We start from the raw sequence: 26,281 nt of genomic DNA, 5'->3' as shown, positions 1-26,281 counted from the left end.
TTTGTGTAATTTTGCTTTACAAAAAAATTGTTTTAGTAAAATTGTTTAACCTTAAAAAAGAAAATTATGAATTATTCTACTTTTAGAAAAGGTGTAATTGCTTCTTTAGTAGCAGTCTTAGGAGTTACGACTCTTGCAAGCGCTCAGGAAGCATCTACATCGTCTGCCAAAGTTTTTGGTGGCAGAGGCCAATATAGAACTTGGTCTGTAGGTGTACATGGCGGTGTATTAGCACCTGTTGTGTTAACCGGTGGCGCAAATGACTTCTCAAACTGGGATGTGAATTTAGGTTACGGTGTTTCATTACGTAAACAACTAGGTCATGCATTCGGCTTAGAAGGAAATTTATTCCGTGGTACATTATCTGGAAATAACGAAAAAGCAGGTGGTACCCAATTCGGTCGTACTAACTACGAAACTGAAATCGGTTATTCAGTTGATTTAAGAGGTGTTGTTAATGTAGCAACAGTTGATTTCTTACGTCGTGAGAATTCAGTTAACTTCTTCGTTACTGCTGGTATGGGTTTAATTGCTTTCGCTCCATCTGGTACTTTATCTAATGGTACAACTTTCGACTGGAAAGGTGTTGCAGGATCTAACCGTGATAAAGACTATGTGAAACAAGCTTATATTCCAGTAGGTGCTGGTGTTAAGTTTAAAGTTTCTGATCGCGTTAGCTTTAATTTAGGTTACACTATGAACTTTGTTGATGGTGATAACGTTGATGCAACTTATGCAAGACAACCATCTAACGATAAATTCTCATACACAACTGCTGGATTAGAATTCTCTTTAGGTTCTGCTTCAAAACCGAACTTAGACTGGGTTAACCCATTAGCAATGATGTATGATGAGTTAAAAGATCCTAGCTTACGTCAAGAATTAGAAGCGTTGAAAAACCGTGTTTCTAACATCGAGCGTTCTGTAGAAGATATGAAAAAAGATAGCGATGGCGACGGTGTTGCTGATATGTTCGACAAATGCCCTGGAACTCCAGCTGGTACTAAAGTTGACGGATCAGGATGTCCACTTCCAGCTCCAACTGTAGTTAACAATACTCAAGCAGTAGTTACTTCAGTTTCTGGTTGGGAGCCAATCCAATTCGAATATAATAGCGCTGTTTTAAAAACAGAAGCATATCCAATTTTAGATAAATTATCTTCATTATTGCGTGAAAACAACAGTAAAGTAACTTTAAGCGGATACGCTTCAAGCGAAGGTACTGCTGCATACAATATGAAATTATCTAGAGACAGAGCTAATTCAGTTAAAACTTATTTAGTTAACTCTGGTGTAGGTGCTAGCACTATCACTGTTAAAGCTTTTGGTGAAGCTAATCCAATTGCTTCTAATGATACTGAAGAAGGACGTATTCAAAACCGTCGTGTTCAGTCTTCAAGAAACTAAGATTTAACATTTAATACTTAAAAGCCCTGCATCTAAAAAGATGCAGGGCTTTTTGTTTTTATTCTAATTGTATTTGCTAATTTTGTGTATGCAGAATCCTACTCCAAAAAACAAGAATTTTAATGTGAAAGTTATGTATGTAATAAATATTATAGCCATCTCTGTTTTCGTTGCTGGGATTGTGTATAAATTAATACAATACTTAAACTAATTTAGTTATGATCATAAATACCAACAATGCGCCCGCTCCAATTGGACCTTATAGCCAAGCAGTAAAAGCTGGCGATTTCTTATTTTGTTCTGGTCAAGTGGCTTTTGATCCTTCTACTGGTGAGTTAGTGATGGATAATATTCAGAATGAAACACATCAAGTAATGAAGAATATTAAAGCGATTTTAGATGAGGCAGGATGCGATTTTTCTAAGGTTGTAAAAACAACTATCTTTTTGTCAGATATGAGTTTGTTCGCAGAAGTTAATGAAGTTTATGGTAGTTATTTTACATCTAATTTTCCAGCGAGAGAAACTGTAGCAGTTAAAACACTTCCAAGATCAGTAAATGTTGAAATTTCTGTTACCGTTTACAACCCTTAGTCTTGTTTAAAAATAATTTACGCTACTTTTTAGCCGGGATTATTTCCGTTGCTATTTGGGGCTTTTTCGCTATTCCTTTAAGAAGTCTTCAGGCTTTTAAATCGGAAGAAATTCTATACTATAGGACATTTGTTTCTTTAGCACTAATCTGGGTATGCATTTTAATATTTAGGAAAAAGCAATTTCGAAAGGATATTGAGTTTGTTAAAAACGAATCTAAGAAAAACCAGCGAAAATTGCTTTTACAGATTATTGCATCAAGCGTATTATTGTCTTTAAATTGGTTCACCTTTATTTATGCTGTAAACAATGTAAGCATTACCTCAGGGGCTTTTGCTTATATGGTGTGTCCATTAATTACTGCATTTGCAGCATATATTTTTTTAAAAGAGCAATTAAGTAAAGTGCAATTCATTTCCTTGGTTATAGCACTAATAAGTGTTTGTTTATTATCTAGTGGTTCATTTATTGAAGTAGTTTGGTCAGTAATCATCGCTTCATTATACACTGGCTATTTAATAATTCAAAGAAATATGAAGCATGTAGACAAATTGAATGTGTTGGCTGTACAGTTTATATTTTCAGTCTTACTAATGCTGCCATTTTATTTGTATCAACACGAATCGGTTCCTGAGAGTGGTTTATTTTGGGGTAATATTTTGTTAATATCCATTCTGTTTACCATATTACCTTTATTTTTAAGCTTATATTCTTTAATCGGGCTACCATCGTCAACATTAGCCATAATAATTTATCTAAATCCGATTATAGCATTTATGGTGGCAATCTTTTATTTCAAAGTAAAAATAGATAGTCATCAGATTTATGCATATACTTTACTTCTTTTTTCTGTAATTTTATTCAATTCCAAGTTAATTAAAGAAGTAACCTCTGCAAAAAGAACTGTTTAATCTTGATTGAGAATTTTGTTCCATACCCATTAACCTATTTAAAAGGCGCTGGATCGCGAAAGGCAGATATTCTATCTAAAGAATTGAATATTAAAACCGTTGGCGATTTATTTAAATTATATCCTTTTAGATATATAGATCGTACAAAATTTTATCAAATAAGTGCCCTAAATGAAGACTTACCATTAGTACAAATAATTGGTAAGGTAAACTCCAAACAATTGGTTGGTGAAGGCCCTAAAAAGCGCTTAGTTGTAAAATTTTCTGATAGCACCGGAAGTATGGAGCTCGTTTGGTTCCAAAGTATAAAGTGGATAGACGAAAACATTCAGGTAGGGAAGGTTTATATTGCCTTTGGTAAGCCCAACTTTTTTAATGGAGCTTTCAGTATTGCGCATCCAGAAATTGAATCTTATCCACGCACAGAAGGGTTAATAGGTAATTCTACTTTACAACCTGTTTATAATTCAACAGAAAAGCTAAAAAAGTCTTTTCTAGATAGTAAAGGTATTCAGCGAATAATTGAGCATGCTTTAGAGGTGTATTTGCATCATGTAAAAGAAACTCTACCTTCTTACATTTTACAGAAATATAAACTTCCGCCGCTTAAAACGGCTATCCAAAATATTCATTTTCCTCAAGATTTAAAAGCATTGAAAAATGCTCAAAGAAGGCTCAAATTTGAAGAGTTATTTTTTATACAGCTGGAAATGTTGCACAGCAAGCTGGTTAGACAATTAAAGTATAAAGGAATGGTCTTTTCTAAAGTTGGGGAAAAACTAAATACTTTTTACAATCAACATTTACCATTTCCTCTAACTGGAGCGCAAAAGCGAGTTATAAAAGAGATAAGGTTAGATACCCAGCGAGGGATTCAAATGAATAGGTTGGTGCAGGGAGATGTGGGGAGTGGTAAAACTGTAGTTGCATTGATGTCTATGTTGCTGGCAGTAGATAACGGTTATCAATCATGTATGATGGCACCTACGGAGATTTTGGCTCGACAACATTTTCATTCTATTCAGGAATTGGTTGGAGAAAATCTTATAAAAATTGCCTTATTAACGGGTAGCACAACCAAGAAACAGAGAGAAATATTGCATAAACAACTAGAAGCAGGAGAAATAGATATTTTAGTAGGTACTCATGCTTTAATTGAAGATAAGGTAAAGTTTAATAACCTTGGACTAGTAGTTATAGATGAACAACATAGATTTGGCGTACAGCAGCGTGCTAAATTATGGCAGAAAAATAATATTCCTCCACATGTGTTGGTGATGACTGCAACTCCAATTCCCCGTACATTGGCAATGACTCTATATGGTGACTTGGATGTCTCAATGATAGATGAACTTCCAGCGGGTAGAAAACCTATCAATACACACCATTTTACAGAGGGGCAGCGCTTAAGAATGTTTGGGTTTATAAGGAGGGAAATAGATCTTGGTAGGCAGGTTTATGTGGTTTATCCATTAATAAAGGAAAGTGAAAAATTAGATTTATTAAATTTAGAAGCTGGGATTGAACAGTTAAGATATCAATTTCCCTTGCCTGAGTACCAGATTAGCATCGTACACGGAAAGCTTAGCAATGCCGAAAAGGAATATGAAATGCAGCGGTTTGTGGAAGGTAAAACGCAAATTATGGTGGCAACCACTGTAATTGAGGTGGGCGTAAATGTTCCAAATGCCAGTGTAATGGTGATTGAAAACTCTGAACGATTTGGGCTTTCCCAATTGCATCAATTGAGAGGGAGAGTGGGAAGGGGTGCCGACCAATCCTATTGTATTTTGATGACCGGAAATAAGCTGTCTAATGAAGGAAAGCTTAGGATTGAAACTATGGTAAGAACCAATAATGGATTTGAGATTTCCGAGACAGATTTGCAACTGCGGGGGCCTGGAGATTTGGCGGGTACGCAGCAAAGTGGTGTGTTGAACCTTAAAATTGCAAATCTGACTACAGACCATGCTATTCTAAAAGAAGCGAGGGCTACGGTAGTTCAAATATTTGAGCAAGATCCAATGCTGCAGGCACCAGATCATGTGTTGCTCAAGTATCATTTAGATCAAGAGAATCAAGGAATCCGATTGGATAAAATCTCTTAACTCAGCTAAAATCTAGTCTTCTTCCGACATATTTCCACTCCAAGCACCTCTTCTAATGACAGGGACTTTTAGGTATTTATAAAGATCGTCTAAGTGCGTTAAACTAGCATTGGTTAGGTTGCCTAAGAAAATAATTACCACTTCATTTTCCAAATCTCGCACATAGATGTTTCTAAATCCATGCCACCAACCCGTATGGTAAACCACCTTGTTTTTCCCTTCAAATACTCTCCATCCATAGCCATAGTTAAAGCGACCATGCTCTGGCTTGTTTCTGCCTACGTAAGCAGAATCTAGACTTTTGTCGGTTAGCAGGCGACCATTGCGCAAGTATTTGTCAAACAACAACAAGTCGTGAACCGTAGAATAAATCCCTTTATCGCCTACTGGCCCGTCCAAGAAATTTTGAACCACAGAATAGCGCCAGGTTCTATCGTGCCCAACTACGTCGACAGGGATTTTAGAATAAGCGGTAGTAGAATAAACGTGTGTGTTCTTCATCCCTGCGGGTTTGAAAATTTTGTCCATCGCATATTCTGCAAAAGAAACGCCAGTTACTTTTTCAATGATGGCAGCAAGCACCATATAATTGCTGTTGTTATAATGAAATTTAACATCGGGCTTCATGTAACGAGCTGGTTTGTGTTCTGCAATTAATTGCATTACATCCATGTTGCTCATGGGTTTCTTCTTGTCTTTCCAGATACCATCTGTGAAATAGACATAGTTCATCATTCCGCTTCTATGTGTCAGCAATAATTCAATGTTGATGCCATCGTAAGGGAAATCTGGGAAATACTTTTTTACATCGTCCTTTAAATCCAGCTTTCCTGCCTCCACCAATTGCATGATGGCAGTTCCTGTGAATGGTTTGGTTACAGACGCCAATTCAAATTCAGACTTTATTTTTAAGCTATCGCGATGCAAGTAATCTGCCCAACCAATAGCCGTTTGATACAATATTTTGCCTTTTTTAGCTACCAACATATTGCCGTTAAAGCCATGCCTTTTGTGAAGATTTGTAACAAAATCAGCAATCCATTTGTCGCCTTTCTTAGGGTCGTATGCCAAAAGTAAGCTGTCTGCTTGGTCGTCTTCAGGGACTCTAATTTTTTTATTTTCTTCTATTCGTTTAGCTTTTTCCTCTGGACTTGCGCAAGATGTTATGAAAAGCGTAAAAAGGGAGAAAAGGAGTATGTATGGTCTAAAAAGCATTCAGTGGTCGTGTTTGTTTGTTGGGTTGAAATTAGGAAAATTCAAACCTTTTAACGCAAAAGAGTTTTAAACATTGCGCTAATCCTCTAAACCAACTTGTTTTTTACATTTTCTCTGTTGGGTTTTGAGATAGGGATTTTGCTGTCGTCTGTCAACAACAAAGTGCCACCATCTTCCTTAAGCCAGCTTTTAACAAATGCTGGATTCACCAAATGGCTTTGGTGTGTTCTTATAAACCCATGGGGTTGCAACAAGTCTGCATATTCTTTTAGCGCTTTTGAAATTAAGATACATTCTCCGTTCTGCAAGTAAAAATGGGTATAAGTGTTGTCTGCCTGGCACCTTATAATTTCTCCAATATTCAAGTATCTTATTTCGTGTTGTTGAGGGAGCGCAATTTTGGGGTTGGCTTGATCAAGTTTCTGCAGGTGTTGAATTAGAAATGCCAATTGTTTATTCTGAGTTTCGCGCATTAATTTAGTTTGTGCTTTATCAACTGCGTTCTTCAGTTCTTCAATGTCCACCGGTTTTAAAAGATAGTCTAAGGCGGCAAATTTCACTGCATTAATTCCATAATGATCAAAGGCGGTAACAAATATTACTTCAAAAGTTTTGTGGGGAATAAGTCTAAGCAACTCAAATCCTAGTTCCTTATTTAGTTGAATATCCAAGAAGATGAGGTTGGGCTCTAAATCTTGACGTAGGCGCTGCGCATCTTTTATATTTTGTGCTGTGCCTACAACTTCTACTTGAGGACAGTATCTGGCTAGCAGTGTACTTAAGTTCTCCAAATTTGAAGGCTCGTCATCAACTAGAATGGCTCGTATCATACAGGTAAATATACGGAACTTAAAGCCAATCTTCTAAATAAATTTTCACTAGGGTTCCTGCATCAGAAGCCTTTATTTTTAGGCTAAATGTGTTTTCAGGATAGAGCGCATTTAACAGCTCAATTCTTTTTTTGCTTAGGCTAAGACCTAGTCCTGTACTTTTCTGCTTCATGTCAAATCCTTTTCCATTGTCTTCAATACTTATAACCAGCGCCTCCTTTTCTGCGTAAAACTGGATAGATATTTTTCCCTTTTCCTTACCATTGACACCATGTCTTACTGCATTTTCCACAATGGGTTGCAATAGCATGCTTGGAATTTCTATGTTTTGTTTGTTGAGTGCTTGGTTTACATTTATTTCATATAGAAATGGATTTCTAAGTTGTTCCATTTGTAGGTAGTCGTCCAGAAATTTTGATTCCTCAGCAATGGTAATCAACTCATTTTCATTCAAAGCTTGTCTAGTAATTCTTGCAAATTTTGCTAAATAACTGTTGCTTTCTTCAATGGCATTTTTGTTCATTAAATTTTGAATACTTGAGAGCGCATTGAATATAAAATGTGGGTTTAGTTGTAATCTTACGGTTGATAATTGGGTTTTAATCCATTCTTTTTTCTGCTGTTCTTGTCTAAGCTTTTTGTCATTTTGCAGCCTAGTTTTTTTTAAAACTATATAAATAATTAAACCGGATAGTAAAAGAACTGAAGTGAATAACAATAAAAGTTCTTTCGAGGTAAATTTTTCCACTCCATCTAAGGGTGGCAATACAGTAAATTTAAATGTATAAGCTTTGTCGTTTAGTAGATGGCGTGTGCCGTCGTACTTATTCATTTCTGGGGTAAAAGTAATAGCGTACTCACCTGCTTTTTCCCAAATGGCTTTGTGCAAACTAAAGTTCCCGTTTGTAGTTCCCAACTGTATTGTTTCGTTTTTATTGATGGTGCTTTTTAGCGTTACCGAAAAGTTGTACGCACTACTTAGACGGAGAAATTGTATGGTAGATAGGCTGTCGCCCATTCTAATCTTTATATTATTTAATCCCTCACTTTCAATAAAATTCAATTTTTGGGCGGGGTTTTCTAATTCTTCTTGTAGTGGGTAAGAAATTAGATTTGTCTCATTTTTTGGATAATAACCTAAATAGGTTACAAGATTTGGTTTTTTTGGCTGGTTCCAATCAATAATGGTTAAGTCTTTGTCGTTGTAATTTGAAAGATGTTGTACTTCAATACGGGTATTTCCGGCCTCTTGACTGGAAATTTTACCTAAGTAAGCATATGTAAATTTGCCATCTCTTGTCTTTCTGAACTCTGTCGCTTTTTTCCAAGGAATCAGGGTCTCGGATTCATTTTTCACAATTCTGTATAAATAATTTTCTGCGTTATCGGGTGTGATGTAAGCATCAGCTATCTCAAGTTCTGTTTTTCCGTTGACTATAATTGTTTGAAATTTATGGGATTTAAATAAAGTGGGAGCTGTATCTTTCTTGAATCTTAAGAGCAAAGACTTTCTTTGACTGCTTGAAAGTATTTGGAGGTAAGTAGAAAAGTGATCTTTCTTCATCGACTCCATTTTTTCTGAAACGCGTAAAATTCTCAATTGTTCAGGCGTAGCGTTGCGACGCTCCATCCATGTGCTACCAATGAAGACCATATCTTTTGTGGATGTAGAATCTGTGCCCACAACTTTTTTCTGTGTGTCGGTCTCAGTCTGCCTTGCTGTTGCAGTTAAAGTGGAGAGTATTAAAAATAAGAATAATAGATGTTTCATTTCTTTTGCAATTCGCGGGTTAAAATAGGGATTAATTTTTCTGGATTACTTGGTCTAGGCGCATCACTATTTACGATGTTGCCCTTTTTATCAAGTATGATATATCTAGGAATGGCAAAAGCTTGGTAGGCTTTAGCAAAGCTGTCGTCTGTATCCTCTAATTGCAGCCAATCCATTTGGTCTTTTTCTATGATTTTGATTCTTCTATCTCTGTATTTGGCGTCAAAGGAAGCTATGCTAATTATAGCCAAATCTTTGTTGTCTTTAAATTGATTGTTGATCTTTTTTAAAAAAGGGTTTTCATCTAAACAGGGGCCGCACCAACTTGCCCAAATGTCTATATAGACTACTTTCCCTTTAAAGTCAGACAGATGATGCGTCTTGCCATTTAGATCTTTAAGTGCAAAAGTGGGAGAGGGTTGATTGGCTTGTAGGCGTTCCAATTCGCCTTTCCTTGAATTCAAAAGATTTAAAATCTCTTGTTGTGGCTCAACACTAAGTTTTTGGATATAAGTATAGAGTTCTTGAATATCTTCGAATAGAATGGCGTTTTCAATGCTCCTCTTTAACAGAATTGTTGCTACGTGATCATAAACGGCACCAGAGAAAGTAATGGAGGTAATGTGCAGATTTGGATAAGTTTGATTTAGTAATTTTTCATCTGTTACTACATAATAATTCTTTAAGAAGGCAGGAAATATCTCTAATATCCAAGTGAATAGCGTGCTATTTAAGTTTGTAGCATCATTTAACACGTCAAATATTTTAACATAACCCAACTGTTCAAATTTATCCTCCATTTCCCGCCATTCTAGTTTAGCGGAATTCGCATAATTTTTTTCAAGAAGCGTATAAAAAGCAGAGAATTTCTTATCTTTTTTTAATCCGTCATAAAAATATTCTTTGTAAGGATCTTTGTTTGCATCGTTGAAAATACTGTCAATTTTGCTAGTATTGGAAAAATAACGATTGGTCATGGAACCTAGGCCTCCAGAATAGCTAAGCGTTTTTTTATACGTTTCTTTGTCGCTTGCATCTACCGTAATACTTAGGTCATAACCTGGAGCCATAAAAAGTTGAATTTGAACCACCTTTCTGTTGGTGATGCTCATTCTATGAGGTGTTTTTATGTTTTTGTTTTCGTAAGTAAAAGAGCCATCTTCCTGTAGGGGAATACTGTCTACCAATCCGTCTTTATTGCCTTGGTATAGTAGTTCAACATGTTTTTCTTTAATATTGGCTATTCTCCCAGAAATTTTAATTTGGGCTTGCGCTATTTGTGCAAATGAAGTGAGCAAAAGGAAGATCAATGTCTTTTTCATTTTCTATAATTTGATTTTCCAAAACTGCAATCAATTTGTTTTGATGAGAAGTAGCAACTAGTTTCTGTGCCCTATCAATTAGTATTGTTCAGCTCCTTAACAGAATTTCTACCTTTTATTGACATCAAAGGTTTATACAAAGAACAGAAATGAGTAAGTTTGTACAATAAATTGAATACCATGAGCTTTAGAATAGAACACGATACAATGGGGGAAGTAAAGGTCCCTGCAGATAAATATTGGGGAGCGCAAACTGAGCGTTCTAGAAACAATTTTAAAATTGGTCCGGAGGCATCTATGCCTAAAGAAATTATACATGCGTTTGGATATTTGAAAAAAGCTGCAGCATTAGCGAATACAGAATTAGGTGTATTATCTGCAGAAAAAGCTTCAATGATCGCTCAAGCTTGTGACGAAATCACGTCGGGGATGTTAGACGATCAATTTCCATTGGTTATTTGGCAAACTGGATCTGGTACGCAAAGCAATATGAATGCTAATGAAGTAATTGCTTACCGTGCACATGTTTTAAACGGCGGACAGTTGAGCGATGAAGTAAAAGTTTTGCATCCAAACGATGATGTTAATAAATCGCAATCTTCAAATGATACGTATCCAACAGCAATGCATATTGCTGCTTATAAATTAACAGTTGAGAATACTATCCCTGGATTAGAAAAGTTAAGAAATACATTACATAAAAAAGCGCAAGAATTTAACCATATCGTTAAAACGGGTCGTACCCATTTTATGGATGCCACTCCATTAACAGTAGGACAAGAGTTTTCTGGATATGTACAACAAATAGACAATAGTATTAGAGCTATTAAAAATGCCTTAGAAATGGTATCTGAATTGGCTTTAGGTGGTACTGCAGTTGGTACTGGTTTAAATACGCCTAACGGATACGATGTATTGGTAGCAAAAAAAATTGCAGAATTAACAGGCTTGCCGTTTGTAACTGCGCCAAATAAATTTGAAGCTTTGGCAGCCCACGATGCCATGGTAGAGCTATCTGCTGCTTTTAAGAGAGCAGCCGTATCATTAATGAAAATTGCGAACGACATTCGTATGTTAAGTTCGGGCCCAAGATGTGGAATTGGAGAATTAATCATTCCAGATAATGAGCCTGGGTCTTCAATTATGCCTGGTAAGGTTAATCCAACTCAACCAGAAGCGTTAACAATGGTATGTGCGCAAGTAATGGGTAACGATGTGGCTGTAACCATTGGTGGTGCAACAGGACATTTCGAGTTAAACGTATTTAAACCATTAATTGCTGCAAACGTATTGCAATCTGCGAGATTAATAGGCGATGCATGTGTTTCGTTTAATGATAAATGCGCTGAAGGTATTTTAGCAAACGAGCCAGAGATAAAGAAACATTTGCAAAATTCGTTGATGCTGGTAACCGCTTTAAATCCACATGTGGGTTATGAAAATGCTGCGAAAATTGCAAAAAAGGCACATAAAGAAAATACAACATTAAAAGAAGCTGCGGTAAGTTTGGGTCTGTTAACAGAAGCTCAATTTGACGAGTGGGTTAGACCTGAGGATATGGTAGGTAGTTTAAAATAATGAGAAATCTCTTATTTATATTTTTCCTATTTCTTTCAATCGTAGTGGGTTGTAAAAGGCTTCCAGACATACAGGGTGAAGGATATCCGCAAGTGCAAGGTGTTTGGATTCAAGATGCGATAGACACAGATTTGAAAAATTATACCTTGCATAAATTTAAATTTAGCTGCGATTCATTCTACCTCGAATTATTGGTAAAAAACCAGATCAATCATTTTAATGATACCTGTGCCACAAATGGAGATAGGAAAGAGTATGCTAAAGGAATTTATGCGTTAAAAGGAGATAGTTTATTTCTTAAAGGAACCTATACAAAGGAAAATTATAAACAGAAAATTTCTGGATGCTACAACATTGGTAGTTACAGGCATAATTTTCTTTTATTAAAATCGGAGGAAGGAAAAATGAGTATGCGTGATTTGTCAAACAATTTAGAAGCAAATTTTACGCAGACAGAAAAATCGACATGCACTCCAAAACCATTATAAAATTAAAATCATGAAAAAATACTTATTAGCTGGAATTTTTAGTTTGTTTTTATATCTGCCTTCTCAAGTTTATGCTTGGGGATTAACCGGACATAGAGTTGTTGGTGAAGTGGCAGATAAACATCTTTCAGTAAAAGCTAGATTAGCGATAAAGAAAATTTTAGGTTATGAAAGTATTGCTATGGCAAGTAATTGGGCGGATTTTGTGAAATCCGATTCTGCTTACAAGCACATTGATAGCTGGCATTATGTAAACTTACCTGAGGGGTTAGATAAAGCAGGAGTTCATAAGTTTTTAGACGATGATACAACGCCTAATATTTATAATAAAACCAATGAAATGATTGCTACTTTGAAGAGTTCTAAAAGTAGCGCTTCAGAAAAACTAATGGCTTTAAGATTGCTTATTCATTTTGTTGGCGATTTACATCAGCCTATGCATACAGCTAGAAAAGCTGATTTAGGTGGGAATAGATTTTATGTAACTTGGTTTAATGATAAAACCAATTTACATAGTGTATGGGATAGTAAACTTGTAGATTTCCAGGGATTAAGTTATACTGAATATGCTAATGCGGTGAATAATGCTTCTCCTATTGATTTGGTAAATATTAAGAAAAGTAATTTAAAGGATGCTATTTACGATTCATACTTAGCATGTAATACAATTTATGCTAAGACGGCAGTAAATAGTAATTTAAGCTATCAATATAATTATCAATTTTTAGGGTTGTTAAACACTCAGTTAAGAAATGGCGGAATAAGATTAGCTGCTATTTTGAATTCCATTTATGGATAATCAATCAACAAATCTTTTTATGGTGTTGGTAGGCTGTAAGCCTTCAGGTAGATTTACAGAACAACACGATATATTTTTTGGCGCAGGAAAAAAGTTGGTTGATTTAAAAAGTGATTTAATAGATTTTTGGCCAGAAGTTCAAGGTGATCTTCATGTTGATGCTTGGCGATGTGTGCGATTTGTAGATAACTATGAAGTTAAATTAGAGACTTTTCCACAAGTTGAAAGACCCGTTAACTTATATTTTATAAATCTAGGGGGTTATAAACCTGGGTATTTTGGTGAACCACATTTTATGATGCTGGTTGCAGCAAATAATAAGGCAGAAGCTATTAAAAGAGCAAAAGAAACCGAGTTTTATACATCTATGGGTTTCCCAGGAGCTGTTTCTCATATTGATGATAAATATGCATTAGATGTAGATGATATTTATGAATTAGAAGAAGTTTTGAACCCAAATTTTAAAAGCAGATTCTATATTCATTTAAATGAGGTGCAAAATCCATTAATTGATGAAATAAATTTAGGCTATTTGCCTTTGAAGAAATTATCTTAGGTTTTATAAAAAGAACTTAAGATAATTTTTAGACTTCGTTTTCGTGATTAAAAGATCTCATTCCTTTTTAAACCCGTAAATAATAAGCAATTTATAGTATGTTGATTTGTAATTGTTTATATGATTTTTTCGTTATATTTGTTTTTAATGAGTAACAAACTATTTTTATTGTTTTTCCTTTTTTTGGCACCTAGTTTGGCTTTTTCTAAAGGATTTCTGCATGCTTATGATGACAATCAATATATTTTGGTTAAGCATTTAGGTATTGCAAATCCAGATGAAATTTTTGCTAATAATTTTTTAATGGAGGCAGAAAAATCAGAAAAAATGGGGAGGCTTAATGACGCATTAACGCTTTATGGAAAGGCGGCTTATGAGTATAGCAATGCCAAGTTAAATAGTATGTATGCATCTACATTAATTAAAATGAGCATTGTTCACAGGGCTTTAAAAAATTATAAAGTAGCTGAAGATATAGTAATGAATCTTGTTTTAAAGACTTATGCAAAGTTGGGCAGTAAAACAGGTGAAATGAAAACTTACCAGGAGTTGGGAAAAATTTATTTAGAAGAAGGTAGGTTTACTGAGTCTTTATGGTTTTTCACTCAACAAGGTATTTTAGCACTAGAGACTTCAAATAAAATAGCTTATATAGAGAGCGTAATTGATATTGCTCGTTTAAAAATTAAAAAACGCGATTTCTTATTAGCGAATGCTGATTTAAATAGAGCTGAAATATTGGCAAAAAATGCCAATACAAATGAGTTTCATGCTCAAATTACCACAGTTAGGAACGATTTAAAGGATAAAAGTCGTTAAGATTTTCATAAGAATATCAAATTCTCGTATTTCTGTAATTTTTCTAACTGTATTGGGTCCAATATAGTACAGATTAAAAGTTAGATTATAACTTTATTGTATCAATTCAGGTAATTTGGTAAATTGGTACCAAATTGGCAGTAGGTTAAGTAAGGATGAATTTTAAAAAAATTAAAGAAATGTTAAGAGGCGCATTATTTATAGGATTAACTGCGGTTATGATCGCTTGTCAGGCGTCTGCGGGGCCTAAGGAACAGAAAATTGTTCCAGGGATGGTTAACATTATGCCAGAACCACAGCAAGGCTTAATAGCGAGAGAGCTGGTTAAGATGATTGAGCGATATAATTTCAAAGAAGTTAAGATAAACGATTCAATATCTTCGGTAATATTAGATAACTATATTAAGAAACTAGACGGTTCAAGAAATTATTTTTTGGCCTCTGACATTAAGGAATTTGAGGCTTACAGGTATACACTGGATGATGATTTAAGAAATGGGGATTTAGGTTCTACATTTCATATTTTCAATATCTATTTAAAGAGATATAATGATTTTATAGATTTTTCTTTAAAACAAGTGAGCCAACCATTTTCATTTAAATCAAATGAATCTTATACCTACGATAGAGAAAAGATGCCGTGGATTTCTTCGCAAACTGGCTTGAATGAACAATGGAAGAAAAGAGTTAAATACGACTTAGTAAATTTAAAAATAGCGGGAACTACACCAGAAAAAAGTGTAGAAACCATTAGAAAAAGATATGAGAATGTTAAATCTCAAAACTCGAAGATTAACAGTCAAGATGTTTTTCAAATTATAATGGATGCCTTTACTAACTCAATAGATCCACATACCAATTATTATAACCCTCGAAATGCTGAGGCTTATAACGAAGAAATGGCTAGAACATTTGATGGAATTGGAGCAAGTTTAAAGTTAGAAAATGAGATTTTATCAGTAGAAAGAATTTTACCTGGCGGACCTGCATTTAAATCCAAGCAATTACATGCTGGAGATAGAATTATAGCTATTGCACAAGGTGATGGAGAGTTTGAAGATATAATTGGATGGAGAATTGATAACAGTGTTTCTAAAATAAAAGGGCCACGAGGAACAAAGGTTAGATTGAAAATTATTCCTGCAGGTATGGAAATGACAGCTAAGCCTGTGATAGTGGAATTTATTAGAGAACAAATAGTTCGAGAAGATGAATCTGCTCAAAAGGAAATCCAAAATATAAATTTTGAAGGTCGAAATTTTAAAATGGGTGTAATTACCGTTCCTGGTTTTTATGCTGATTTTAAAGCTATGCAGGCTGGAGATAAAAATTATAAGAGTACAACCAGGGATGTAAAACTAATTCTAGACACTTTAAAAAATATCGATAAAGTAGATGGAATTTTGATGGACTTTAGAGCTAATGGAGGAGGATCTCTTTTAGAGGCTATAGAGTTAACTGGTTTGTTTATTGATAAAGGACCTGTTGTACAGGTAAAAGAACTTGGAGGAAACGTATCAGTAAGTAATGATCCTTCTCCTGGTGCGGCTTGGAATGGACCGTTAGGGATAATGGTGGATAGATTGAGTGCATCTGCAACTGAAATTTTTGCTGGCGCTATTCAAGATTATGGACGTGGAATTATTATGGGTACCCAAACCTATGGAAAGGGAACTGTACAGTCTGTAATTGACTTAAACAGAATAGTAAAGCCTAATATTTTAGAGCAAATTGCTGCAGCAATTATTAAAAAGGACACTGAAAATAAAAAAGAAGGTGTTACTGTTAGACCATCAAATTTAGAGATTCCAGAAATGGGTCAAATAAATTTAACCATGGGTAAGTTTTATAGAATAAGCGGTGGAAGCACACAGCACAAAGGTGTTGTTCCAGATATTAGTTTCCCATCTATTTATCCAGTTGATAAAATTGGAGAAGATACAGAGCCTGCTGCATTACCTTATGACTATGTTGCAAAATCTAATTATTCTAAATTACCATTGTCTATTGATAACATTAAAGATCAACTTCTTAAAAATCATCAAGACAGGATGGTTAAATCTTTAGAGTTTAAATATTTGTTAGAAGATATCCAGGAATTAAATCGTAGAAGTTCTGAGGTGTCAGTTTCTTTAAATGAAGATAAATTAAAAGCTGAGCGTGATTTATTGGAAGCAAAGAACTTAAAAAGAGCAAATGAAATTAGAGCAGTTAAAGGATTGCCATTATTAAAAAAGGGCGATAAAATAACTAAAGAAACTACAAAGGATTTTCTAAAAGATGAAAGTTTAAGAATTATAGCGGATTATATCGTTTTAAATAATCAAGTAGCTTTAAGAAATTAAACTATTTTAATTTAATATATCCAACTTTAGAGAAATCTAATTGGTGCCCTTTAAAATCGGCATCAGTTAGATTTTTTATTTTATAAAAGGCATTGTTTAAACTATCTATTGTTAGTCCTTCTGATTTAGATTGTGCTGTAGAAATTACTTTTGCTGACATAAAATCACCTTTTTCATTGATATAAATATTTAATATAGGTGCTATGCCACTTGGTCCGCTAATATTAAATTTACCATAGGTACAAAAATTACCAAGACTATAAGCAATGAACTTATTCTTGTAAACTTCCACCGCTCTAGTTACATGTGGCCCATGTCCTAAAACCAAATCTGCTCCAGCATCTATAACTGCATGAGAAAAAGCGTAAACGTTGCCTCTATTTTCGTTAATATAAATTTCGGGAGCTCTAGTAACGTGTTCGAAATCGGTACCTTCTCCCCCTCCATGAAATGACACCAAAACAATGTGATTTTCTTTTTTTAGAGAATCTACCAAACGCTTAGCTTCATTTAAATTGTGAATTGACAGTGTATTGGCATTTGGCGCAAATGCTAGAAATGCAAATTTTTTATTTTTTATGGTAAACGATTTATAGGGTTTATTTATCAATCCGGCATAATGAATATTCAAAGAATCCAGCACCTTAGTTGTTCTTTTTCTGCCTAAACTTTTAAAATCATTAATATGATTATTTGCTATACTTAAAACATTAAAACCTGCATTTTTAATTATTTTTCCATAATGTTCAGGCATTCTAAATGCATAGCAATTTTTTGAGATAGAATCATTGCATTTAGGAGGAGTGTCATCATTTAAAAATGTACCTTCTAAATTTCCGAAAACAATATCTCCTTTTAAATAATTTTGAACTGCCTTAAAAGAGTTTATTCCATCATTAGGAGGTAAATGAAGGGGAGAGGGATAAGTAGAGCCAATCATAATATCGCCAACAGCTGTAATTAGAATTGAATCTTGGTTATTTTCTATTTGATCAAAATTAACCGCTTGCAATTTTTGTTTTGGAGAATTGCATCCACTAAAAATTAGACAGAGGATTAAATATTTAAGGTAATTCATGGTAAAAAAAATCCCCACATCTACTAAGATGAGGGGATATGAGTTTTGAACTTTTAAATTTTTTATTCTTCCATTAAATCTTTTTTAGCCTTATCTAAAATTTGACCGCCTTTATAGAAATAGCGAGAATAGTAAGGATCGTTAAGGTTGTCTATAACCACTCCTCTAGTTTGAGAAGCGTGTGCAAACTTGTTTTCGCCTAAATAAAGACCTATATGGTTTATGTTTTTACTTTTTATTTTAAAGAATACTAAATCACCTTCTTTAAGATCTGTTTTAGCTAAAGGATTAACCATACTAAAAATCTGTCTAGAATTACGGGCAATAGTAGTATTAAATACTTTTTGGTAAATAGCTTTTGTAAAAGCAGAACAATCTATTCCTTTTTGGGTATTTCCTGCATATTTATAAGGAGTACCTATCCATTCATAAATAAATTTGTAAAGCTTAACGTTAGAAGTTGCATCTAATGCTACGCCCATTACTTGGGAAAAATACTGTGATGCTAAGTTATCTGGATCTTCTAATTTTGATGCTCCTTTGGTTGTTTGCGCGAAACTAGTAGTATAACCAAAAGATAATACTAAGGAGAAAAACAAAAACTTTTTAATCATGTTATACTGTTAAGTTTGGGTTTGTTTAAATACTTACACTTAAACGTACACCGCTTTGGCTTATTGTTTGGGACACAAATATATTATATAAGACTTTACCTTCCAAATTTTTCCTGTTTTTAAATGAAAGTAAACGTTTTAGCGTCAACTTAGTGTTCATTTTACATTAAAAACTTCTATATGTTATAATAAAAAATTAGATTTGCTTTCCAAAATAACATATACCCAATAATGAGTGCAGTTGAAATAAATAAGGATACCTATTTGAAATGGTTTGAATCCATGTTGCTAATGCGCAAGTTCGAAGAGAAAACAGGACAGCTATACGGGCAACAAAAAATTCGTGGATTTTGTCATCTTTACATAGGACAGGAAGCAGTAGTTGCTGGTGCAATTTCTGCAATGAGACCAAGTGATTCAATGATTACTGCTTATAGAGATCATGCTCATGCATTAGCTTTAGGTGTTAGTGCTAATTCTATTATGGCAGAAATGTATGGTAAAATTACAGGATGCAGTAAAGGAAAAGGTGGTTCAATGCACTTATTTAGCAAAGAGCATAATTTTTATGGTGGTCATGGTATAGTAGGCGGACAGATTCCTTTAGGTGCTGGTATTGCGTTTGCTGAGAAGTACAAAGGAACAGACAATGTAAACATTTGCTATATGGGCGATGGTGCTGTTCGTCAGGGGGCCTTAAATGAGGCTTTTAACATGGCTATGTTATGGAAATTGCCTGTTGTTTTTGTTTGTGAGAACAATGGTTATGCAATGGGGACGTCTGTTGAAAGAACCACCAATATGACCGATATATATAAAATTGGTTTAGGTTTTGATATGCCATGTGCTCCTGTTGATGGGATGGATCCGGTAGCGGTTCATACAGCTATGGATGAAGCAATTCAACGTGCAAGAAGAGGAGAAGGGCCTACTTTCTTAGAAATGCGTACGTATAGATACCGCGGTCATTCTATGTCAGACCCAGCAAAATACAGAACTAAGGAAGAATTAGAAGATTATAAAGCTAAAGATCCTATTGAATTAGTTAGAGAAACGATCTTGAGAGAGAAGTACGCTGATGAAAAGTGGATTTCAGAAATTGAAGAAAAAGTAAAAGGAATTGTAGATGAATCTGTGAGGTTTGCAGAGGAATCTCCTTGGCCGGAAGCTTCAGAGCTTTTCAAAGATGTATATGTTCAGGAAAACTATCCTTATCAAGATTAATTAAGAAATTCAAAATACAAGTATGGCGGATATAGTTAGAATGCCCAAAATGAGCGATACCATGACAGAAGGAGTTATGGCAAAGTGGCATAAAAAAGTTGGCGATAAGGTAAAAAGCGGTGATGTAATGGCTGAGGTAGAAACCGATAAAGCTACAATGGACTTAGAATCGTATTGGGATGGTACTTTATTATACATAGGTGTTGAAGAAGGTAAGGCAGTTCCTGTTGATGCTATCATCGCCGTAATTGGTAAAGAAGGTGAGGATTATAAAGCTGCTTTAGAAGCAGAGGGAGGAAAGTCCGAAAGTCCGAAAGCTTCAGAAATTCAAGAGTCTGAAAAGTCTGAAAGTCCGAAAGCTGAAGGTTTAAGCGAAGCTGATTTAGAGAAAATGGGAGTTACTGTAATCAGGATGCCACTTTTGAGTGATACTATGACAGAAGGCGTAATTGCTGAATGGCATAAAAAAGTAGGTGATAAAGTGAAAGATGATGATATTCTTGCTGATGTAGAAACCGATAAGGCAACTATGGAAGTTATGGGATACGCAACTGGTACTTTACTTCATATTGGCGTAGAAAAAGGAAAAGCGGCTAAAGTAAATGGTATTATTGCCATTGTTGGTCCAGAAGGAACAGATGTTTCTGCAATAGTAGCGCAAGGCGATGCAGCTCCAGCAGCTAAGAAAGAAGAGGCGGCAGCTCCTGCAAAAGAAACTTCTGCAAATGCTGCACCAGTGGAAGCTAAGTCGGACAGCGATAGCCGTGTTAAAGCATCACCATTGGCAAAAAGAATAGCGAAAGAAAAAGGTATTGATTTAAGCCAAGTTACAGGTAGTGCTGAAGGCGGTAGAATCATTAAAAAAGATATAGAAAATTATACACCAGCTGTTAAGTCTGCAAGTCAGGAAGTTGGGAAGACTGATAGTCAGGTGGCAAATACACCTTCTATTCCTCAATTTATTGGCGAAGAGAAATTCACAGAGAAGCCAGTTACGCAAATGCGTAAAACTATTGCGAAACGCTTATCTGAAAGCTTATTTACTGCTCCACATTTCTACTTAACTATGAGTATAGATATGGATGGAGCGATTGCTGCGAGAGCTAAAATCAATGAATTTGCTACTAGCAAAATTTCATTTAATGATTTAGTTTTAAAAGCTGTTGCTATAGCATTGAAACAACATCCTGCAGTAAATTCATCGTGGTTGGGCGATAAAATCAGATACAACGAGCATGTAAACATTGGTGTTGCAGTAGCTGTTGAAGATGGTTTGTTAGTACCTGTTGTACGTTTTGCAGATGGTAAATCCTTATCGCACATCTCTGCTGAGGTTAAGGACTTTGCTCAACGCGCAAAAGCTAAAAAATTACAACCTGCAGATTGGGAAGGTAGTACTTTTACCATTTCTAACTTAGGTATGTTTGGAATTGAAGAATTTACAGCTATTATTAACCCACCAGATGCGTGCATATTGGCAGTTGGCGGTATCTCTCAAGTGCCTGTTGTTAAAAACGGCGCTGTAGTTCCAGGAAACGTTATGAAAGTGACCTTAAGCTGTGACCACCGAGTGGTAGATGGCGCCACAGGTGCAGCTTTCTTACAAACGCTGAAAGCATTACTAGAAGAGCCGGTAAGATTGTTGGCTTAAGCGATATATACTAAAATAAAGTAAACCCTTCTTGTGAAAACGAGGAGGGTTTTTTTGTGATGATGAAGTCGAAAGGTAATTTATCCTCTTAGGGTTTCTCTTATATTATATAATTTGTTCCTGCTAATAATGTTTGCTTTATTATTGAAGTGCATGAGGCGTACGCTTTCCCTATATTCGTTTTTTCTTGAGAGCAGATATAATTAATTAATTCAGAGATCACGTAATGCCGTTTTCAGCTTTATTTTAAATTTTAAAGACAAGTATTTAAATTATTATTTATTTAGTTATAAAATAATTAACTTTTTTGAAATGTTTTTTAAAACTTTAATCGTAATTAGCTTAATATCAATAAGAAATAAACAACAGAACGTGGAGAATCTATTGTCAGAAAGTGAAAAACAGAATATAGTTAAAACTCTACAGGATAAGATTTTAAATATTAAGTGTCCTATGTGTAACAATAATAATTTTATTATAGCAGATGGTTACTTCAATCATCCCATGCAGTCCGGTTTTCAAGCAGGAATAGTTCTTGGGGGCCTTCAATCCCTACTATAGCTATAGTGTGTGATAAATGTGGTTTTACAAGTCAGCATGCATTGGGCGCGTTGGGCTTAATACCTAAAAATGGAGATAAATGAGTAGCTAAGGAAATATAAATTTTGATGAAGATTTAACTAGTCAGATGACGGTGCATAAAAATCTTACGCAAGAGATAATTGTTACTAACACTGATAAAGTAAAGCTTATATTGAACAAGCATCATAAGATAGTTAAAAGAAAAATTGACTGGATCAATCCAGTTGGTATTTTTATTTCATTATTGTTAACTATATTGACGGTCAAGTTTGAAGAAGCTAAATTTGGAATTGAACCTCAAAATTGGCATGCGATATTTCTAGTTTCCTGCATAGTATCTTTTGTTTGGAGTTTTATAAGGATTGTTAATGCAATTAGATATTATAATAAGGGAACTGTAAATGAATGTATCGAAAAGCTAAAAATTAATAATAAGACATAGTAAGAGTATTAAAGGTCAAGTTTCGATATGTAACGTCAATAGCTTCGAATAGAATGTTTATTCCTCTTAAAATGTCTTAGATTTTTTTAGTGACAATTAATGGAAATGCTAAATTAAATTTACATCGGTGAGTCTTCTACTCTCAATTTAAATTGTGTAATATTCACCTTTTTCAGGAATATACACCGTTCTTCCTTCAGTTTCTAAGGCAGCTGCTAATGCCTGCTGACTTTCTATATCACCATGTACTAAAAAAACTTTTTTAAGCGAAGAGGGCTGTCCATTGATTACCTCCATTAAACCTTTATGGTCGGCGTGACCACTCAATAAATCCGTTTGTTTAATGCTTGCAAAAACAGATAATTCTCTATCGCGCATGTGCACAATAGAATCGCCTCGCAACAATCTATGTCCTAGTGTTCCTTTAGCACAATAACCTATAAAGAGGATAGTGCAATAATAATTCTGAATATTGTAAAACAAATGATCTTGAATACGTCCACCTTCTAGCATACCTGCTGATGAAATAATAATGCAGGGTTCTAGATAATTGGCTACTTCCCTGCTTTCCTGCATGTTTTGAATATATTCTAAGTTATCGAATGTAAATTCATCGCCTCTGGCTCTATAAAATTCTCTTGAATCTTCGCTCAGCAATTCAGGGTATTTTCTATATACAGTAGTGGCATTGTTAGCTAGCGGACTATCTACAAAAACCTTCACTGGTGGCACCAAGCCCGATGTAAATAATTTATTTAAGGTAAACACTAGTGATTGGGTGCGACCAATACTAAAGGCAGGAATAATTAGTCGGCCCGGACTTTTTACGCAAGTATCAGTAATTACTTCAGTTAATTTTTGCTCTAAAGTTTGTTGGTTAGAATGAAATCTGCCGCCATAAGTAGATTCGCTCACCAAATAATCTAAAGGCGGAAGTGGCTCTGGATCTTGTAAAACAGGATAATTTTTTCTACCCACATCGCCCGTGAAACCTATGGTTTTTTTAATCCCTTGATCGTCGATAGTAAGTACTACTGCTGCGGCACCTAGGATGTGTCCGACCGGAATAAATTCCAATTCTATGGAGCCATTTATTTTAAACTTTCTATGGAAACTTATGGTTACAAATCGCTCCATTGTTTCCACTACATGTTTCTGCAGGTATAAAGGAGGGGTAGTTGGCTTGCCACGTCTTTTCCCATTTTTACGCCCGTTGTGTTTACTTAAGAATATATTTACAGAATCTGTAAGCAATAAATTAGTTAAATCTGCTGTTGGTGGAGTAGATAATATTTGTCCCTCATAACCCAATCTAACCAGCGTTGGCAGATTGCCAGAATGATCTATGTGCGCATGAGTAAGAATTACTAAATCTATATGCTGAGGGTCAAAAGGGAAATTTTCATTGTCTTTGTTTGTAGACTCCTTTTCATAATCTAGTCCGCAATCAATTAATATTTTAAAACCATTTACATCCAATAAATGCATGCTTCCAGTAACCTGTTGCGCAGCTCCCCAAAACGTTAACTCCATATTTTCAAAAATAGTTATTTCATCGACTTAAGCGATAAATAATATGTAATTTTGCTATACATTTTATCAATATGCAAGAGCCTTTTGACTTAAGAATTAACGGAATTGACTATGCCGTTTTCCCAGAAAATGATGGAATTTATGCGATTTACAAAGATGGTAAAGAGCATGTTCAGATTCAAAAAGACACTGGATCCATTTGGATTAAATTTGATCCGCAGACTGAAGTGCCAGTATTTGAGATAGATCCAGAAGTGGATGCGCTTGGGGCAGCTATTGACGCGTACTTGGGTGAGGAAGAGTAGACAGGAGTTAGTAGACAGGTGTTAGTAGACAGTAGACAGTCTTTAGTTTTTAGTGGAGTCGGGAAGTCGGGAAGTCCGAATGTCCGGGAGACCGGGATTCGGGGAAACGGAAAGTTATTGGATAGACGCTAAGCCAAATTCTAATTTCGGTAAACTATTTACCGATTACCTTAAATTAAATACTAACTACTTTTTATTTTGTACTTATTACTGACTCTCTGTCTTTCCGTCTTTCGGACTAACCCATCTTTCTTAAATGGAGTCGGGAAGTCGGGAAGTCCGAAAGTCTGGGAGTCCGTGATATTGAGATTCGGGGAAACGGAAAGTTAATGGATAGAAGCTAAGCCCAATTCCATTTTCGATAAACTATTTACCGATTACCTTAAATTAATTACTATCTACTTATTACTTAGTACTTATTACTAACTTTCTGTCTTTCGGACTAACCCATCTTTCTTTAATGGAGTCGGGAAGTCGGGAAGTCCGAAAGTCTGGGAGTCCGTGATATTGGGATTCGGGGAAACGGAAAGTTAATGTATAGACGCTAAGCCAAATTCTAATTTCGATAAACTATTTACTAATTACCTTAAACTAATTAATATCTACTTTTTACTTAGTACTTATTACTAACTTTCCGTCTTTCCATCTTTCGGACTTATCGTCTTTCGGACTCTCCAACTTCTAACTCTTTTTTCCTACTTTTGCTCTATGTCATCTAACAAGCCAAGTTTACCAAAAGGAACCAGAGATTTTACACCATCAGAAATGGTGAAACGCAACTTTATTTATGATACCATTAAAACGGTATTTAAAAAATATGGCTATGCGGAAATACAGACCCCGAGCATGGAAAATCTTCAAACTTTAACAGGTAAGTATGGTGATGAGGGTGATAAATTGATCTTCAAAATTCTGAATAGTGGAGAGTTTTTGAATGAGCCTAAGAAGAAGGGCTACGATTTTGCAGCTGAAAATAACAGCAATAAATTGGTGTCACTGATATCAGAAAAAGCATTACGTTACGATTTAACCGTGCCTTTTGCACGTTTCGTGGTTATGCACCAGAATGAATTATCGTTTCCTTTTAAACGCTTTCAGATACAACCTGTATGGCGTGCCGACCGACCGCAAAAAGGCCGTTATAGAGAATTTTACCAATGTGATGCTGATGTAGTGGGATCGGAAAGTTTGTTAAATGAAGCGGAGTTTGTATTGATTTATACTGAAGCCTTAAAAGCTTTGGGCTTAAAAGATTTCACCATTAAACTAAATAATCGAAAAATTTTATCTGGGATAGCTGAAATAATTGGTAAACCAGCGCTGATTGTTGACATGACAGTTGCCATAGATAAATTAGATAAGATTGGTATGGATGGGGTAAGTAAGGAACTACTTGAGAAGGGGTTCACTGAAGCCGACATAGAGCGATTGAAGCCTGTAATCTTGTTACAAGGTTCTAATTTAGATAAGTTACGTCAACTTAAAGAAGTTTTAAAAGCCACTGAAGTTGGTTTAAAAGGAATTGAGGAAATAGAAGAAGTAATTTCTTACGTTTCTAAGCTCACAGGAAGTGCTCCAGAAGATATTCAGCACTTAGGAATAGATATTACGCTAGCTAGAGGATTAAACTACTATACAGGCTGTATTTTTGAAGTGGCAACGAATGAAGTAGCCATGGGCAGTATTGGCGGTGGAGGCCGTTATGACGACTTAACCGGTATGTTTGGATTAAAAGATTTAACCGGTGTGGGTGTGTCTTTCGGAGCCGACAGAATTTACGATGTTTTGGAAGAGTTAAATTTATTCCCTGCTTCAACTGTTCAGGGAACCAAAGTTTTAATATCAAATTTTGATAAAGAGGCAGAAAATTATGCTTTGCCAATTTTAGCACAATTGCGAAATGCTGGTATCGCTGCGGAGTTGTATCCTACATCTGCGAAATTGAAAAAGCAAATGGCTTACGCTGATGCTAAAAATATCCCTTATGTTATACTAATTGGCAGTGAAGAAATATCGGCCAATATGGTTACGGTTAAAAATATGTTGACCGGAGAACAAGAGAAAGTCGCGCTTTCTGCAATCGTAGATAAGTTAGGCTAGGGCATCTATG

The 26,281-nt window shown here is 35.1% G+C and carries 22 protein-coding genes; 15 read left to right on the top strand and 7 right to left on the bottom strand.

Features of this window, described 5'->3' with window-relative positions:
- Window positions 1-66: 66 nt before the first annotated feature.
- The 5 genes from VRU49_RS02580 (at window position 67) to recG (ending at window position 5,019) form a co-directional block, all read left to right on the top strand.
- Complete coding sequence (locus VRU49_RS02580; protein WP_330145214.1) at window positions 67-1,407, top strand: OmpA family protein; 1,341 nt, start codon at window positions 67-69, stop codon at window positions 1,405-1,407.
- Window positions 1,408-1,495: 88 nt separating this feature from the next.
- Window positions 1,496-1,618: a DUF6728 family protein gene (locus VRU49_RS02575; RefSeq protein WP_330145213.1), complete on the top strand. Its 123-nt coding sequence runs from the start codon at window positions 1,496-1,498 to the stop codon at window positions 1,616-1,618.
- Window positions 1,619-1,625: 7 nt separating this feature from the next.
- Window positions 1,626-2,000 (top strand): RidA family protein, encoded by a 375-nt coding sequence (locus VRU49_RS02570; RefSeq protein WP_330145212.1) that lies wholly within the window; start codon window positions 1,626-1,628, stop codon window positions 1,998-2,000.
- A gap of 2 nt (window positions 2,001-2,002) precedes the next feature.
- Complete coding sequence (locus VRU49_RS02565; protein WP_330145211.1) at window positions 2,003-2,911, top strand: EamA family transporter; 909 nt, start codon at window positions 2,003-2,005, stop codon at window positions 2,909-2,911.
- Window positions 2,912-2,913: 2 nt separating this feature from the next.
- Window positions 2,914-5,019: an ATP-dependent DNA helicase RecG gene (gene recG, locus VRU49_RS02560; RefSeq protein ID WP_330145210.1), complete on the top strand. Its 2,106-nt coding sequence runs from the start codon at window positions 2,914-2,916 to the stop codon at window positions 5,017-5,019.
- Between the two features lie 12 nt (window positions 5,020-5,031).
- Here recG and VRU49_RS02555 read toward each other — a convergent pair whose 3' ends face one another.
- The 4 genes from VRU49_RS02555 to VRU49_RS02540 all read right to left on the bottom strand — a co-directional run bounded on the left by VRU49_RS02555 (window position 5,032) and on the right by VRU49_RS02540 (window position 10,157).
- The gene (locus VRU49_RS02555) at window positions 5,032-6,234 is read right to left on the bottom strand and encodes a serine hydrolase domain-containing protein (RefSeq protein WP_330145209.1); all 1,203 of its coding nucleotides are present in this window, start codon (window positions 6,232-6,234) and stop codon (window positions 5,032-5,034) included.
- 86 nt (window positions 6,235-6,320) lie between these two features.
- Window positions 6,321-7,064, bottom strand: a complete 744-nt coding sequence (locus VRU49_RS02550) for a LytR/AlgR family response regulator transcription factor (RefSeq protein ID WP_330145208.1) — start codon at window positions 7,062-7,064, stop codon at window positions 6,321-6,323.
- Between the two features lie 19 nt (window positions 7,065-7,083).
- A complete protein-coding gene (locus tag VRU49_RS02545; RefSeq protein WP_330145207.1) occupies window positions 7,084-8,835 on the bottom strand; it encodes a sensor histidine kinase in 1,752 nt (583 codons plus the stop codon).
- The gene (locus VRU49_RS02540; RefSeq protein WP_330145206.1) at window positions 8,832-10,157 is read right to left on the bottom strand and encodes a TlpA family protein disulfide reductase; all 1,326 of its coding nucleotides are present in this window, start codon (window positions 10,155-10,157) and stop codon (window positions 8,832-8,834) included. Before VRU49_RS02540 ends, VRU49_RS02545 begins: the two co-directional genes overlap by 4 nt.
- A gap of 180 nt (window positions 10,158-10,337) precedes the next feature.
- Here VRU49_RS02540 and fumC point away from each other — a divergent pair, with 180 nt between their 5' ends.
- The 6 genes from fumC (at window position 10,338) to VRU49_RS02510 (ending at window position 16,742) form a co-directional block, all read left to right on the top strand.
- A complete protein-coding gene (fumC, locus tag VRU49_RS02535) occupies window positions 10,338-11,735 on the top strand; it encodes a class II fumarate hydratase (protein ID WP_330145205.1) in 1,398 nt (465 codons plus the stop codon).
- On the top strand, window positions 11,735-12,223 hold the full coding sequence (locus VRU49_RS02530) for a fumarate hydratase (RefSeq protein WP_330145204.1): 489 nt from the start codon (window positions 11,735-11,737) through the stop codon (window positions 12,221-12,223). The genes fumC and VRU49_RS02530 overlap by 1 nt, the downstream gene beginning before the upstream one ends.
- A gap of 10 nt (window positions 12,224-12,233) precedes the next feature.
- The gene (locus VRU49_RS02525) at window positions 12,234-13,022 is read left to right on the top strand and encodes a S1/P1 nuclease (RefSeq protein WP_330145203.1); all 789 of its coding nucleotides are present in this window, start codon (window positions 12,234-12,236) and stop codon (window positions 13,020-13,022) included.
- A complete protein-coding gene (locus VRU49_RS02520; RefSeq protein ID WP_330145202.1) occupies window positions 13,015-13,578 on the top strand; it encodes a DUF1543 domain-containing protein in 564 nt (187 codons plus the stop codon). The genes VRU49_RS02525 and VRU49_RS02520 overlap by 8 nt, the downstream gene beginning before the upstream one ends.
- Window positions 13,579-13,725: 147 nt before the next feature.
- On the top strand, window positions 13,726-14,397 hold the full coding sequence (locus VRU49_RS02515; protein WP_330145201.1) for a hypothetical protein: 672 nt from the start codon (window positions 13,726-13,728) through the stop codon (window positions 14,395-14,397).
- Window positions 14,398-14,552: 155 nt separating this feature from the next.
- Window positions 14,553-16,742, top strand: coding sequence for a carboxy terminal-processing peptidase (locus tag VRU49_RS02510; protein WP_330145200.1), 2,190 nt, complete (start codon window positions 14,553-14,555; stop codon window positions 16,740-16,742).
- A 1-nt stretch (window position 16,743) separates the two neighbouring features.
- Here the strand turns inward: VRU49_RS02510 and VRU49_RS02505 are convergent, their stop codons facing one another.
- Together VRU49_RS02505 and VRU49_RS02500 are read right to left on the bottom strand one after the other, a co-directional pair.
- Entirely contained in the window at window positions 16,744-17,820 is a 1,077-nt protein-coding gene (locus VRU49_RS02505; RefSeq protein ID WP_330145199.1) for a CapA family protein, read from the bottom strand.
- A gap of 62 nt (window positions 17,821-17,882) precedes the next feature.
- On the bottom strand, window positions 17,883-18,434 hold the full coding sequence (locus tag VRU49_RS02500) for a C40 family peptidase (protein ID WP_330145198.1): 552 nt from the start codon (window positions 18,432-18,434) through the stop codon (window positions 17,883-17,885).
- A gap of 231 nt (window positions 18,435-18,665) precedes the next feature.
- Between VRU49_RS02500 and pdhA the strand changes: the two genes are divergently transcribed.
- Both pdhA and VRU49_RS02490 read left to right on the top strand, forming a co-directional pair.
- On the top strand, window positions 18,666-19,658 hold the full coding sequence (pdhA, locus tag VRU49_RS02495) for a pyruvate dehydrogenase (acetyl-transferring) E1 component subunit alpha (protein ID WP_330145197.1): 993 nt from the start codon (window positions 18,666-18,668) through the stop codon (window positions 19,656-19,658).
- Window positions 19,659-19,680: 22 nt separating this feature from the next.
- Complete coding sequence (locus VRU49_RS02490; protein WP_330145196.1) at window positions 19,681-21,309, top strand: dihydrolipoyl dehydrogenase family protein; 1,629 nt, start codon at window positions 19,681-19,683, stop codon at window positions 21,307-21,309.
- A gap of 1,171 nt (window positions 21,310-22,480) precedes the next feature.
- Here the strand turns inward: VRU49_RS02490 and VRU49_RS02485 are convergent.
- Window positions 22,481-23,866, bottom strand: a complete 1,386-nt coding sequence (locus VRU49_RS02485; protein ID WP_330145195.1) for an MBL fold metallo-hydrolase — start codon at window positions 23,864-23,866, stop codon at window positions 22,481-22,483.
- 71 nt (window positions 23,867-23,937) lie between these two features.
- Here VRU49_RS02485 and VRU49_RS02480 point away from each other — a divergent pair, with 71 nt between their 5' ends.
- Both VRU49_RS02480 and hisS read left to right on the top strand, forming a co-directional pair.
- The gene (locus VRU49_RS02480) at window positions 23,938-24,171 is read left to right on the top strand and encodes a hypothetical protein (protein WP_330145194.1); all 234 of its coding nucleotides are present in this window, start codon (window positions 23,938-23,940) and stop codon (window positions 24,169-24,171) included.
- A gap of 708 nt (window positions 24,172-24,879) precedes the next feature.
- Window positions 24,880-26,271, top strand: a complete 1,392-nt coding sequence (hisS, locus tag VRU49_RS02475) for a histidine--tRNA ligase (RefSeq protein WP_330145193.1) — start codon at window positions 24,880-24,882, stop codon at window positions 26,269-26,271.
- Window positions 26,272-26,281 lie beyond the last annotated feature (10 nt).

Origin of the sequence: Pedobacter flavus (assembly GCF_036324285.1) — a bacterium.
In the GTDB taxonomy this organism is placed as follows: domain Bacteria; phylum Bacteroidota; class Bacteroidia; order Sphingobacteriales; family Sphingobacteriaceae; genus Pedobacter; species Pedobacter flavus.
The sequence above is the reverse complement of the archived record's forward strand: the minus strand, read 5'-3'. Positions and strand labels throughout refer to the sequence as shown.

What these genes read in the sequence shown, in the direction of transcription:
- VRU49_RS02580 (WP_330145214.1), top strand. Translation starts at nt 67, where the DNA reads ATGAATTATTCTACTTTTAGAAAAGGTGTAATTGCTTCTTTAGTAGCA.
- VRU49_RS02575 (WP_330145213.1), top strand. Translation starts at nt 1,496, where the DNA reads ATGCAGAATCCTACTCCAAAAAACAAGAATTTTAATGTGAAAGTTATG.
- VRU49_RS02570 (WP_330145212.1), top strand. Translation starts at nt 1,626, where the DNA reads ATGATCATAAATACCAACAATGCGCCCGCTCCAATTGGACCTTATAGC.
- VRU49_RS02555 (WP_330145209.1), bottom strand. Translation starts at nt 6,234, where the DNA reads ATGCTTTTTAGACCATACATACTCCTTTTCTCCCTTTTTACGCTTTTC.
- VRU49_RS02550 (WP_330145208.1), bottom strand. Translation starts at nt 7,064, where the DNA reads ATGATACGAGCCATTCTAGTTGATGACGAGCCTTCAAATTTGGAGAAC.
- VRU49_RS02545 (WP_330145207.1), bottom strand. Translation starts at nt 8,835, where the DNA reads ATGAAACATCTATTATTCTTATTTTTAATACTCTCCACTTTAACTGCA.
- VRU49_RS02540 (WP_330145206.1), bottom strand. Translation starts at nt 10,157, where the DNA reads ATGAAAAAGACATTGATCTTCCTTTTGCTCACTTCATTTGCACAAATA.
- fumC (WP_330145205.1), top strand. Translation starts at nt 10,338, where the DNA reads ATGAGCTTTAGAATAGAACACGATACAATGGGGGAAGTAAAGGTCCCT.
- VRU49_RS02530 (WP_330145204.1), top strand. Translation starts at nt 11,735, where the DNA reads ATGAGAAATCTCTTATTTATATTTTTCCTATTTCTTTCAATCGTAGTG.
- VRU49_RS02525 (WP_330145203.1), top strand. Translation starts at nt 12,234, where the DNA reads ATGAAAAAATACTTATTAGCTGGAATTTTTAGTTTGTTTTTATATCTG.
- VRU49_RS02520 (WP_330145202.1), top strand. Translation starts at nt 13,015, where the DNA reads ATGGATAATCAATCAACAAATCTTTTTATGGTGTTGGTAGGCTGTAAG.
- VRU49_RS02515 (WP_330145201.1), top strand. Translation starts at nt 13,726, where the DNA reads ATGAGTAACAAACTATTTTTATTGTTTTTCCTTTTTTTGGCACCTAGT.
- VRU49_RS02510 (WP_330145200.1), top strand. Translation starts at nt 14,553, where the DNA reads ATGAATTTTAAAAAAATTAAAGAAATGTTAAGAGGCGCATTATTTATA.
- VRU49_RS02505 (WP_330145199.1), bottom strand. Translation starts at nt 17,820, where the DNA reads ATGAATTACCTTAAATATTTAATCCTCTGTCTAATTTTTAGTGGATGC.
- VRU49_RS02500 (WP_330145198.1), bottom strand. Translation starts at nt 18,434, where the DNA reads ATGATTAAAAAGTTTTTGTTTTTCTCCTTAGTATTATCTTTTGGTTAT.
- pdhA (WP_330145197.1), top strand. Translation starts at nt 18,666, where the DNA reads ATGAGTGCAGTTGAAATAAATAAGGATACCTATTTGAAATGGTTTGAA.
- VRU49_RS02490 (WP_330145196.1), top strand. Translation starts at nt 19,681, where the DNA reads ATGGCGGATATAGTTAGAATGCCCAAAATGAGCGATACCATGACAGAA.
- VRU49_RS02485 (WP_330145195.1), bottom strand. Translation starts at nt 23,866, where the DNA reads ATGGAGTTAACGTTTTGGGGAGCTGCGCAACAGGTTACTGGAAGCATG.
- VRU49_RS02480 (WP_330145194.1), top strand. Translation starts at nt 23,938, where the DNA reads ATGCAAGAGCCTTTTGACTTAAGAATTAACGGAATTGACTATGCCGTT.
- hisS (WP_330145193.1), top strand. Translation starts at nt 24,880, where the DNA reads ATGTCATCTAACAAGCCAAGTTTACCAAAAGGAACCAGAGATTTTACA.